Origin of the sequence: Romboutsia sp. MSSM.1001216sp_RTP31141st1_G3_RTP31141_220114, assembly GCF_039031195.1 — a bacterium.
Taxonomy (GTDB): domain Bacteria; phylum Bacillota; class Clostridia; order Peptostreptococcales; family Peptostreptococcaceae; genus Romboutsia_C; species Romboutsia_C hominis.
The window spans coordinates 81,792-93,984 of sequence record NZ_JBCIUO010000001.1 but is presented as its reverse complement, the minus strand read 5'-3'; the positions used below and the strand labels follow the sequence as shown (position 1 = coordinate 93,984).

10 protein-coding genes are annotated in these 12,193 nt (G+C 26.6%); 2 read left to right on the top strand and 8 right to left on the bottom strand.

The window, feature by feature from the left end; genetic code table 11:
* Positions 1–15: 15 nt before the first annotated feature.
* From hemW to gpr, 6 genes are all read right to left on the bottom strand, one after another.
* Positions 16–1,158, bottom strand: coding sequence for a radical SAM family heme chaperone HemW (gene hemW / locus ABCP60_RS00490; protein WP_092927167.1), 1,143 nt, complete (start codon positions 1,156–1,158; stop codon positions 16–18).
* A 149-nt stretch (positions 1,159–1,307) separates the two neighbouring features.
* The gene (locus tag ABCP60_RS00485; protein ID WP_092927169.1) at positions 1,308–2,624 is read right to left on the bottom strand and encodes an amino acid permease; all 1,317 of its coding nucleotides are present in this window, start codon (positions 2,622–2,624) and stop codon (positions 1,308–1,310) included.
* 177 nt (positions 2,625–2,801) lie between these two features.
* A complete protein-coding gene (lepA, locus tag ABCP60_RS00480; RefSeq protein WP_166504910.1) occupies positions 2,802–4,607 on the bottom strand; it encodes a translation elongation factor 4 in 1,806 nt (601 codons plus the stop codon).
* Positions 4,608–4,740: 133 nt separating this feature from the next.
* Entirely contained in the window at positions 4,741–5,001 is a 261-nt protein-coding gene (locus ABCP60_RS00475) for a hypothetical protein (RefSeq protein WP_092927173.1), read from the bottom strand.
* Positions 5,002–5,010: 9 nt separating this feature from the next.
* On the bottom strand, positions 5,011–5,952 hold the full coding sequence (spoIIP, locus tag ABCP60_RS00470; RefSeq protein ID WP_092927175.1) for a stage II sporulation protein P: 942 nt from the start codon (positions 5,950–5,952) through the stop codon (positions 5,011–5,013).
* Between the two features lie 12 nt (positions 5,953–5,964).
* A complete protein-coding gene (gene gpr / locus ABCP60_RS00465; RefSeq protein ID WP_092927177.1) occupies positions 5,965–6,921 on the bottom strand; it encodes a GPR endopeptidase in 957 nt (318 codons plus the stop codon).
* A 279-nt stretch (positions 6,922–7,200) separates the two neighbouring features.
* Here gpr and rpsT point away from each other — a divergent pair, with 279 nt between their 5' ends.
* Complete coding sequence (gene rpsT / locus ABCP60_RS00460) at positions 7,201–7,467, top strand: 30S ribosomal protein S20 (RefSeq protein ID WP_092927179.1); 267 nt, start codon at positions 7,201–7,203, stop codon at positions 7,465–7,467.
* Between the two features lie 148 nt (positions 7,468–7,615).
* Here the strand turns inward: rpsT and holA are convergent, their stop codons facing one another.
* A complete protein-coding gene (gene holA / locus ABCP60_RS00455) occupies positions 7,616–8,668 on the bottom strand; it encodes a DNA polymerase III subunit delta (protein WP_092927181.1) in 1,053 nt (350 codons plus the stop codon).
* Complete coding sequence (locus ABCP60_RS00450) at positions 8,637–9,902, bottom strand: ComEC/Rec2 family competence protein (protein WP_092927183.1); 1,266 nt, start codon at positions 9,900–9,902, stop codon at positions 8,637–8,639. The genes holA and ABCP60_RS00450 overlap by 32 nt, the downstream gene beginning before the upstream one ends.
* 611 nt (positions 9,903–10,513) lie before the next feature.
* Between ABCP60_RS00450 and ABCP60_RS00445 the strand changes: the two genes are divergently transcribed.
* Positions 10,514–12,160, top strand: coding sequence for an EAL domain-containing protein (locus ABCP60_RS00445; RefSeq protein WP_343101021.1), 1,647 nt, complete (start codon positions 10,514–10,516; stop codon positions 12,158–12,160).
* The last annotated feature ends 33 nt before the right edge of the window (positions 12,161–12,193 follow it).

Genomic DNA, 12,193 nt, shown 5'->3' with positions numbered 1-12,193 from the left:
GTCAACACTTTCTAATTAATTTATGAATTCAACAAATACAGAATTTGATATTTCTCGTCCCTTTTGGGTAAGCTTAATACCTACTTTACTTTCTTTTATTAAGTCTTTATTTTTCAAATCCTCAATTTGCTTATTATATTTATTTTTGAATTCTATATTAAATTCTTTTTTAAAGTCTTCAAAATATATCCCTTCATTCATTCTAAGTCCCATAAATATTTTTTCTTGTATTTTATCTTCTATACTTAAATTTTCTAAATTGCTTATAGGTTTTTCATTTTTTTCTATCATATTATGATACTCATCTAGATTTTCTACATTATTATATCTAATATTTCCTAGATATCCAGATGCCCCTGCACCTAACCCTATATAATGATAACACTTCCAGTATAGTATATTATGCTTACACTCAAAACCTGGCTTTGAATAGTTTGATATTTCATATTGATTGTACCCATTTTGTTTTAGGTAATTTATTGTGTGATTATACATATTTATATCTGTATCTTCATCTATAAGTTCAAATTCATTGTCTTCATACATATCATATAACTTTGTGCCCTCTTCTAATATAAGTGAATAAGCTGATATATGTGATGGGTTTAATGAAATAATTTTTTCTAAGCTTTCTTTCCATTCATCAATGTTATGATTTGGAAGTGCATACATTAAATCTACATTTATATTATCAAAACCAACCTCTAAAGCTTCTTTATAATTTTTCTCAAACTCTTCATATGTATGGATTCTTCCTATTTCCTTTAATTTATTATTTTGCACTGCCTGAAGACCTATACTTAATCTGTTTACTCCACACTTTTTCATAGTTTCTAATTTTTCTCTTGTTAATGTTCCTGGATTGCACTCCATAGTTACTTCAGCATTATCCTTTATATTGAAGTTCTTATAAATATTATTAAATATTTCTTCAATTTCATTAGATGTTAGTATGCTTGGAGTTCCTCCCCCTAAAAATATACTACATATTTCTTTTTCATAATTTTCTTTTTCTATATCTTTCTTATAAAGTTCCATTTCCTTTTTTAAATCATCTATGTATCTTTTCTTTAAGTTTACATCTAATTTGTATGAATTAAAGTCACAGTAGTTACACTTACTCACACAAAATGGAATATGTATATATAATCCTAACATTTATTTTTCTCCTATTCATATATTGCTTACATTATTAAATATATTTTACTATATTATAACAATATATATGTGATAGTTGTTATCTATTTAAAAATGCTTTATTAATTTAAAATATATAAAAGGCACCTAAATGTAAAGATGCCTTTTACTTATCTTAATTTAATTTTATAAGAATATACTAGTAAACCAATAAGTGTAACTATTATTCCTCCTAATGAAACTAAAGTCATTGTTATTAATTGATTTATTATAACAAAAAGTCCACCTAGTATAGCAACAATAGGAACAATTGGGTATAATGGAACCTTATAAGGTCTTACCATATCTGGTTTTTCTTTTCTAAGCTTAACTACTCCATAGAAAGTAAATATATAAAATACCCATATTATAAATATAGTTAGATCACTTAACAGGTTAAATTGTCCAGATAAAGCATATATACATCCAAGACCGGCTATTAACCAAATAGAGTTGTATGGAGAACCACCTTTATTTAACTTAGAAAATATTTTTGATCCTGGTAATAATCCCTCTTTTGAAAGTACATATGGTACCCTAGGTGCTGTAAGTAAATATCCATTTAGAGCACCAAATACTGATATTAGTATACCTATGGATATTAATTTTCCACCTGTATTTCCAAATATTTTTTGTGCAACAAGTGCAGCTGGAGCTATTGATGTAGCAAGTTCTGATGCTGGCGCTACCCATAAATATGCTAAATTTATCAATATATATACAGCCATAACTATTGATAAACCTCCAACTATAGCTAGAGGTAAATTTTTTTCTGGACTTTTCATTTCACCAGCTATAGCTCCAACATTTATCCAACCATCATAAGCAAATAGTGTAGCTATTAATACTTGTCCTAAAGATCCTATGACAGTAGTTTCACCTCCTACTAATGGTGTTAATATTGGGTTTCCATTTCCTTTTATAAATCCAAATATTATTATAAGTATTAAAGGTAATAACTTACAGATAGTAGATACAGTTTGTATAAATCCACCAAAAGATGATCCTACTGTATTTAGCAAAGCTATAAATATTATTATTCCTAAAGATACTGGTAAAACTACTACCATATTTTGTGGACCATAACCCATAAGTTCTGATACCTGTTGCGAAAATATAACTGCAAGCGCTGCAATAGTACCTGGAAAATATAATACCGTTTGCATCCATCCTGTCAAGAATCCTATTTTTTCTCCATATATTTCACTGAGATAAGTCATCATTCCACCAGTTTTAGGTATAGCTGCTGATACTTCGGCTGCAGTTAATCCTGCTGTAATAGTTATAATACCACCTAATATCCATGCTATTATACCAAGACCTGGTGCACCATTGGTTGCCGTGTATATTGCTTGAGGCTTAAAAAATACTCCAGACCCTATAACCATACCAACAACTGTTGAAAGAGCTGCTGGTAGTCCTATGGTACTATTAAGCTTACCATTCATATATGTCCTCCTTGTGCTGTTTATATTTATGATATTTTTGTATACTTTGCATTTTTTAGTATTCCCAAGTTTTTATCTATTATTAGAATTTAGATATGAGGACAGGTTTTACACACGATTTTAGTTAATAGAACTTATAATAAAAAAGCCAAAGGAAAAATCCTTTGACTTTAGCTATTATTCATCTAATTTTAATACTGACATAAAGGCCTTTTGAGGAACTTCTACAGATCCGATTTGTCTCATACGTTTCTTACCTTCTTTTTGCTTTTCAAGAAGTTTCTTCTTACGAGATATATCTCCTCCGTAACACTTAGCTAAAACGTCTTTTCTAAGTGCACTTATAGTTTCTCTAGCAACAACTTTATTTCCAACAGCTGCTTGTATAGGAACTGCAAACTGATGTCTTGGTATTTCATTTTTTAATTTTTCACACATAGCTTTACCTCTTGGATAAGCACGAGATTCATGTACTATAAAGCTAAGTGCATCTACTTGCTCTTTATTTATTAATATATCAAGCTTAACAAGTTTAGAAGGAGTGTATCCCTTAATTTCATAATCTAAAGATCCATATCCTCTTGTTCTAGACTTTAATGCATCAAAGAAATCGTAAACAACTTCATTTAGTGGTAAATCATAATGAAGCATAACTCTCTTTTCATCTATGTATTCCATATTTATCATTGTTCCACGTCTTTCTTGACAAAGCTCCATAACAGTACCAACATAATCTTTAGGAACTATTATATCACCTTTAACGATTGGCTCTTCTATCATATTTATTTCTGATGGTTCTGGTAAGTTTGTTGGATTTTGTATCATTACAACTTCCCCATCATTTTTAGTAACTCTGTATATAACAGATGGTGCTGTTGTTACTAAGTTTAAGTCATATTCTCTTTCTAGTCTTTCTTGGATTATTTCCATATGAAGTAGACCTAAGAACCCACATCTAAATCCAAATCCTAATGCAGCTGAAGTTTCAGCCTCAAATTCCAGCGCTGCATCATTTATTTGCATTTTTTCTAATGCATCTCTTACATTTTCGTACTTTTCACCTTCACCTGGGTATATACCACAATAAACCATTGGAGTAGCTTTTTTGTATCCTGGCATAGGTTCATCAGTTGGATTATTTGCATCTGTTATTGTATCACCAACTTGACAACTTCTTATATCCTTTATACTTGCAGCTATGTATCCAACATCTCCTGCAGCTAACTCATCAAGTTCTCTTTGACCAGGAGCCATAACACCAACTTCAGTTACCTCAAACTTTTTGTTAGTATTCATCATTTTTATAGTCATACCTTTTTTAACAGTTCCTTCATAAACTCTAACATACGCTACAACACCTTTATATGCATCGTAATATGAGTCAAATATTAAAGCTTTTAAAGGAGCATCTTTATCACCTTGTGGTGCTGGTACTTTTTCTACTATGGCTTCTAATACATCTTCTATATTTAAACCACTTTTAGCTGATATTAAAGGTGCATCACTTGCATCAAGTCCTATTATATCTTCTATTTCTGTCTTTATTTCATCTGGTCTAGCACTTGGAAGGTCTATCTTATTTATAACTGGTAGTATTTCTAAATCTTGATCTAACGCTAAATAAACATTAGCTAATGTTTGAGCTTCAACACCTTGTGCTGCATCCACTACTAATAATGCACCTTCACAAGCTGCTAAACTTCTTGATACCTCATAGTTAAAGTCAACATGACCTGGAGTATCTATAAGATTTAAATAATATTCATTTCCATCCTTAGCCTTATAAACTAACCTAATATTTTGTAACTTTATAGTGATTCCTCTTTCTCTTTCAAGATCCATATTATCTAGTAATTGATCTTTCATTTCTCTTTCACTAACAAGTCCAGTTTTTTGTATTAATCTATCTGCTAAGGTAGACTTACCGTGGTCTATATGTGCTATTATACTAAAGTTTCTAGTTCTACTTTGTTTACTGTCCACCTTTATTCCTCCTTTTTAATACTTAAAAATTTTATTCTTATTTATCATAACTTTTATTTTATAATATATCCGCATTTATGTAAATAATAAGGACAAAAAATAAGACTTAAGTGCCTATAAGTCTTATTTTTTACTATATATTAAGTTGAGAGATTAGTTTTTTAGTCTTATCTGAAAGTATCTCTAACTTATTTTCTATAAATTTTTGTAAATCTTTAATATTTTCTTCTATATTATATGTATCCTCACCTAACATACTTTTGGCACTTTGATTTATTGTAAATATACATATAAATAAATTTGCAGTCATAAGCAATATAAATAGTACTTTACTTATGAATTTTCTTTTTCTTTTCTTTATTTTTTTTTGTATATTTCTTTCAACTCTACTCATACTTCAAGTCTACTTCTTTTCTTTAAAATATTCGTCTAGTACATTAGCTATATATTTTACACTATTTTGAGCCTGTTCTAAGGTTGTCCCATTACTTCCTACTTCTATAAGAATATGATTATCAGCTACATACTGATTAAATTTACCATATGGCTTTTCTATTACTGGTAAAACTAAATCTGGGTACTTTTTCTTTGCAAAATTTGTAATATCATTAGCTAGTGCTCTTACTTCTTTTACATTTGGATTTCTTTGTCCAACTACAAATAAAAACTTAGCTACTTCTTCACCATTATAATTAGCAACCATTCTATTAGTTTCTTTATCTTTTTTTGCCTGTGTATCTAATGTTCTAGCATCTCTATGTAAGTCAATGGCTATATCTATGCTATTTTGTTCACTCATTATGCTATTTATAGTTTTTAGACTATTTGAATAAGATGAGTTATAATCTGGAAAATCATGATACTTTGTACTATGAACTATACCCCATCCTTTTTTATTTAATTCTTCTGTTAAAAGACTTCCAACAGATACTATCGACTTATTATTATCTTGGCATCTATAATTATTTTCTGGAGAATCTGAATAACTTTCAGATGCATGAGAATGATATATCATCATTGTTGGTTTTTCTCTTGTTATCCTTATGTTGTTAGTGTAATTTGATGCTAATGTATTTGAAGCTTCCTTACTTTCTTCTTCATCACTATTATTTTCTTCCTTTATAGTAGGTATATTTTCTTCTCCTATAAAGAATTCTATATATTCTTCATCTTTACTAGTACTTTCTTTTTTTTCATCTTCTTTTACTTCTTCTTTAGCCTCTGGATACGATGAATTAACTAAAAATTTTAGGAAATCATCTTTACTTATGGCATATGAGACCGTTGGTAAAATACAAATTAACACACATGACACAATAGATGTCTTAATGCGTTTATTAAACATATTTTCTCCTCCTTACTTGGTTATCCTCCCTGGATGAAGAGACCTATTTAAGCCCTCGCTTATTATTATAGATAGGTTTTCTATTGTTTCGTCTATATCTTTTGGTGTAACTATAAGATTTTTATCATATGGTTCTAATGATTCTTTAATAAGATGATACTTTTCTTCTTCTTTAAGCGTTTTTAACATATTATAGAAGTTATCTGCGCCCTCTGATTGATTTATAAGATTATCTATCGCTAAATCTAGTACATCACTAGTTAATGTAGCTGCATCTACTACTGTTGGAACTCCAATCGCTATAACATCTACGCCTAAATATTCTTTATTTAAAGCTTTTCTTTTATTTCCAACTCCCCCTCCAGGAGATATTCCTGCTGTTGATATTTGAATAGTTTGATTTACTCTTTCCATTTTTCTAGATGCTAATGCATCTATTGCTATAACTCTATCTGGTTTTATTCTATCAACTAATGACTTTACAGTTTCACTTGTTTCTATACCAGTAAGTCCCATTACTCCAGGGCTCAGAGCTGATACTTCTGTAAAATCATCATCGTAATCTTTATTGTAATTTTTAAATATATGTCTTGTTACTAACGTCTTAGAGACTGATTTAGGGCCTAAAGCATCTGATGTTATATTCCAATTTCCTAACCCTATAACTAATGTTTTTTTAGTTTTGTCAGTCCCTAATATATCTACAAGTTCATCTTTTAAGTATGTTATAACCTCTTCTCTTGATTCATCATCATCAAACTTCATTAAATTGCTTTCTAATGTTACATATTTTCCTATTCCTTTATTCATTATTTCTGCGCCTTGTTCATTTATAATCTCAACTATTGTTACTGTTGCATTGTCTAATTCTTTTTTATCTAATTTAACTCCAGGTATTTCTTTTGGTTCTTGGCTTTCCTGAACTACTTCACTTGCTTCTAGCGCTAAATCTGTTCTTATATTAATCATACTAAACCTCCAGGTGTAATTTAAATGATACTTATAATTGTTGACAGTTTTTAGCATTTTAAAACCAAATCATATTTAAAAAGTTTAAATTTATAAATCTCTGAATATTTAATTTGGATGTTGTAAATTATTTTTATATAGGTTATAATCTAAAAAGTCAAAACAAAAAGATATTATAAACTTATAAATAATTATCCTTGATTTTTAGATTTATTTCTGTTAAAATCTAATATGTTGACGATGAATAAGATAATAAAGTAAACGAGGGGGTGAACCACGGTGGCAAACATAAAATCAGCTAAGAAGAGAATAAAAGTTATCGAAAAGAAAACTGCTTTAAATAGAGCTAGAAAATCTCAAGTTAAAACTGCAATAAGAAGATTCGAAGAAGCTGTTACTGCAGGAAACAGAGAGGAAGCTACTCAAAGATTCCAATTCGCTCAAAAGAAGATACAACAAGTAGCTTCAAAAGGAACTATACACAAGAACGCTGCAGCTAGAAAAGTTGCTAAGTTAGCTCAAAAGTTAAACGGAATGAACGCTTAATTAACCGTTTAAGTATAGATTTAAACCCTTGATTTATTTCAAGGGTTTTTTGTTTTGCTCAAAATTCAAAATTACCTTATAAAATTTCACCAATATATATCTAAATTTTTTATATAGAAATAAAAAATGAACCCTATTTAGAGTTCATTTATATTACATTATTAAATTCTCTTTTACAATATTTACTAACAAGCATCTCTACTGCTAATGTATCCCTAATTAACCCATTTTTTATCTTATAATCACATTCTAATATATAATTTAACATATCTATTATTATTTCATCTGAAAAGTTTCTACTTTGTTTTATAGCTTTCGTAGCTACAAATGGATGAATTTTCAGTTTTTCAGCTATTACTTTTGATGTGTACCCATCACTTTGTAATTTTCTTGATTGTACAACTACTTTAAACTGTCTTGCTATCATAGAAAATATCCCTAAAACAGATTCACCTTCATTTATCATATCGTTTAATATTTTCATGGCATTAGATGAATTTTTTTCACCTATATAATCTATTAACTTAAATATATCATTTTCTACCTTCTTTTGGGAAAGTTTATCTATTACTTCTCTACTTACAATATTTCCCTTTCCTACAAACGAACTTATTTTATTTATTTCATTTTCTAAATCCGATAATGTTTTTTCACTACTTTTATCTCTATATCCTTCTTGTTCTATAAAATACATTATCTCAGAGTTCTCTACTATTACATTATTGAGTTCAAATTTTTTTCTAACCCATTTAAATAAGTCCATATCAGATAATTTATCACAATTAAATACTATTCCTTTTTTATCTATCTTTTTTACTAGTGACTTTCTTTTATCTATATCCCCATATACTATAAATACTAAAACAGTTGTATCTGGTATATTATCTATATGGTCTATAAAATACTTTTCATCACTATCGCTAAAGTTCTTCTTTTTACCTTTTAATAATTCAAAATCTTTTACTATTACTATTTTTTTATCATCCATAAAAGGGAGTGTCTCTATAGAACTTATAACCTGATCTATAGCAGTTTCCCTTCCATCTATTATATCTAAGTTAAAATCAAGCATTCCTTCGCTTAAACTTTCTTTAAATACTTTTATTGCATTTTCTATTAAATAATATTCTTTTCCATAAAAAAGATATACATTTTCAAAGTTTCTATTTTTAATATTGCCTATAATATCCTTGTAATTCATTTGCCTGCTCCTTCATAACTTTCATTTCTCTATATATCATATATGAAAAAACTACAACATAGTAAATTATTACATATATCAAATTTGGATTTACAATCTCTAAATACAAAAAATCCAACTCACTTATTTTATTTAATATATAATATATATTATCTATTATAATATTATTAAAATACGCTATAAGCTTAGAAATACCCATGTTTACATTAAATAAAATTACACTTACAATACTCATATACATAATAATGCCTATAAAAGGAACTATTATAATATTACTAATTATTGAACTTATTGGTATTCCATTAAAATTATAATATATAATCGGTAATGTTAATATATTTGATGCTATAGTTATTGAAACTAAACTCATATTGATGCTCTTATTTATATATCCGTAAAAGTATATTATAGACAATGTAGAAAGAAAAGACAATTGGAAACTTATATTATATATAATATATGGGTTATTTATTACTAAAAATATGCCTATGAATGATAATGTACTTATACCATCTCTCTTCCTATCAGTAAATATGGATAAGTATAATATAGCAGTAAAAAATATAGCTCTAATTATAGATGGTGACTTATCAATCATCATAGAGTAAAGTGTTAGTAGAGATATAAGTATTATTAATTTATAATATTTATTGATTTTGCCTATTAAAATTGCTATAAAAACACATAAAATCCCCGTATGAAGTCCTGATATAGCAATTATATGACTTGTTCCTGTTCTTGAAAAAACTTCTTTTTGCTCACTAGTCATTTCATATTTTTCACCTAATATCAAAGAATTTATAAAATCAGAATTAACTTTGTATAAATATCTAGTTGTACTTCTTATATATATTTTTAATCTTCCTAAATATTTAAAAATCTTACTTTCACCTATAACTTTATAATCATTTAAATTTATTACTCCTTCATATCCATTGCTTCTCAAGTACTTACCATAATCAAAATCATCAAACTTCATACTATTTAGAGAATTAAATTTTCCATCTACATTTACTTTTAATCCAACCATAATATTTTTTCTCTTGGTATAATCTCTTACTAAGAATTTATCTATTATATATTCATCGTATTTCGCTTTTGTTTTTTTCCCTTTAACTATACCTATTAAATTTATATTAGATTTATCTTCATAAACATCTTCACAAAAAATATTAGTTATAGGGTATGACACTATTAATACTAATATAAATATTATAAGAAGCGGCCTTCTCATTTTTCCTCCTGCTGGTTTTTATCTTGATTATATTCAAATTTTATATTTTATAAACTAATTTCTTATAATTAACTTATACTTAATTTACTTACCGTTAGTTTCAGACTATTCTTCAACCAAGAAAATACATCTTTCCTCTAATATTTACATAGATTCAAATTACATAAAATTTAGTACTCATAAAAAATATACTAAAATATAGGTTAAAACCAAGCATTCTCAATAAAAATAAATAAATGATTTTTGAACTATCTATCAGTGATTTTTTATTTATAATAATGAAATTTCAAGTAAAGTTTTTAAATCGACAATATTATTGTAATATAACTAAAATATGAAATTAAATTACAAAATAAATAAAATATATGAAAATTTTTGTATGAAAGTGCTAAAATAAATATAAGGTAAAATAAGGTAAATAAAGGGTGATTAGTAAGAAATATATTTTAATAAATATAAAGGGCTTGATAGATATTAATTTTTAATATGGAGTAAATTAAAATGGGTGTAAAGCATATAAGAATTTTTATATAGTTAAATTAAGTAAAATACAAGTTTATGGTCACTACTTTATGAATTATATTTTTAAGGGCAAAAGGAGATTATTGACTATGGGAAAACACAAAATTAAAAGTATATTAATTTTAATTATAGTATTTTTAATAACTATATCAAGCTACAATACTTTATATGCCAATGAAAAAGATAGAACTGTAAAAGTAGGAGTGTATGATTTAGATCCATATTTTAATATAAAACCAAATGGTAAAGTAGAAGGTTATTACAAGGATATTTTAGACAAGATTATTTTTAATATAAATAAAAAATTGCCTATAAATAAAAAAGTAAAAGTTAAATATGTAAAAGGTAACATTCCTTCTTTAATTGAAGATTTAGAAGAAAATAAAATCGATATGATGATTGGACTTCATTACACCAATGAAAGAAAAGATAAGCTTATTTATTCTAAAGAAACTATAGGTACTGAACTATTAGGAGTTTACGTTAATAAAGATTATAAAGATATAAAATCTCTTAATAATAAGAAAGTTGCTTTTATAAAAAGTGAATATGAATCTAAATGGTTAATGGATGAGTTAAAAAGAAAAGGAACAAAGCCAATACTTGTATGGGGAGAAAATTTAGATCAAATAATAGATATGCTAAAAGATAAATCTGTAGTAGCAATTATAGCTCCTGTAAATCAAAAGAAATTAAGTAGATTTAAAAAAATCTATGAATTTTCACCAGGACCTGTATATATAACAGCATCAAAAAATAGTAAATGGATTATAGAAGAGATTGATAACTCACTAGAAAACTCTACTAAACATGAAAAAAATGAATTGGAAAAAATACACCTAAATTATTTTTTTAAAGGTATAAACTCAAAAGAAATAGTAACCTTATCTATTATAGCATCAACATGTATTTTATTTATATTGATAAAGCATATAATACCAGCTATAAAGATAAATAAATTAAGAAAAAATATAAAGGAAAACTTATCAAAAAATAGGTATAAACTTTATTATCAACCTATAATTAATCCTAAAAACGATAAGGTTGTAGGGTTTGAAGCTTTAATTAGATACATAAACCATGATGGAAAAATAATCTCTCCTTATTTTTTTATAAGTGATATTGAAAAATGTAATATGACAGAAGAATTATCAATATGGATATTTAAAACTGTATTAGAAGATTATGAATGGTTTAAGCTAAATACAAACTTAAAAAATGAGGAGTTTTATATTTCTATAAATATATCATACAATGAAATAAGGAGCAAAGAATTCTTAGAAAAAGTTAATTATATAATTGATAATGACAATGATTTTAAGTCGAAAAAAATTGTTTTTGAAATTGTTGAAAATATAGAATCAGGTAACTTTAAACAAATAAAAAGCGGAATGGAATTTTTGCAAAGTAAAAATATAAAAATAGCTGCTGATGATTTTGGTATTCAATATTCAAATCTAGATATATTATCTAAATTTGATTTTGATGTTGTTAAAATAGATAAATATTTTATAGATGAGATTAAAGAAGGTAATTTTAATTATGAGCTTATAATATTTTTAAGTAAAATTTGCAAATTATCTGGCACTAAGATAATCGCAGAAGGTGTTGAAAATAAAGAGCAAGTAGATATTATAAAAAATATAGATAGTGATAATATATTTATACAAGGATATTTTTATGCACAGCCTCAATATAAAGAGGATATAGCTTTAATTAAAATAATTAAAGAATAAAATTTAATAAAACAACAATATAAATCAAAAAGG

Excerpts from the sequence above, each read along its gene's own strand:
- hemW (WP_092927167.1), bottom strand. The coding sequence starts at position 1,158 with ATGTTAGGATTATATATACATATTCCATTTTGTGTGAGTAAGTGTAAC.
- ABCP60_RS00485 (WP_092927169.1), bottom strand. The coding sequence starts at position 2,624 with ATGAATGGTAAGCTTAATAGTACCATAGGACTACCAGCAGCTCTTTCA.
- ABCP60_RS00475 (WP_092927173.1), bottom strand. The coding sequence starts at position 5,001 with ATGAGTAGAGTTGAAAGAAATATACAAAAAAAAATAAAGAAAAGAAAA.
- spoIIP (WP_092927175.1), bottom strand. The coding sequence starts at position 5,952 with ATGTTTAATAAACGCATTAAGACATCTATTGTGTCATGTGTGTTAATT.
- gpr (WP_092927177.1), bottom strand. The coding sequence starts at position 6,921 with ATGATTAATATAAGAACAGATTTAGCGCTAGAAGCAAGTGAAGTAGTT.
- holA (WP_092927181.1), bottom strand. The coding sequence starts at position 8,668 with ATGAATTACAAGGATATTATAGGCAATATTAAAAATAGAAACTTTGAA.
- ABCP60_RS00450 (WP_092927183.1), bottom strand. The coding sequence starts at position 9,902 with ATGAGAAGGCCGCTTCTTATAATATTTATATTAGTATTAATAGTGTCA.
- ABCP60_RS00445 (WP_343101021.1), top strand. The coding sequence starts at position 10,514 with ATGGGAAAACACAAAATTAAAAGTATATTAATTTTAATTATAGTATTT.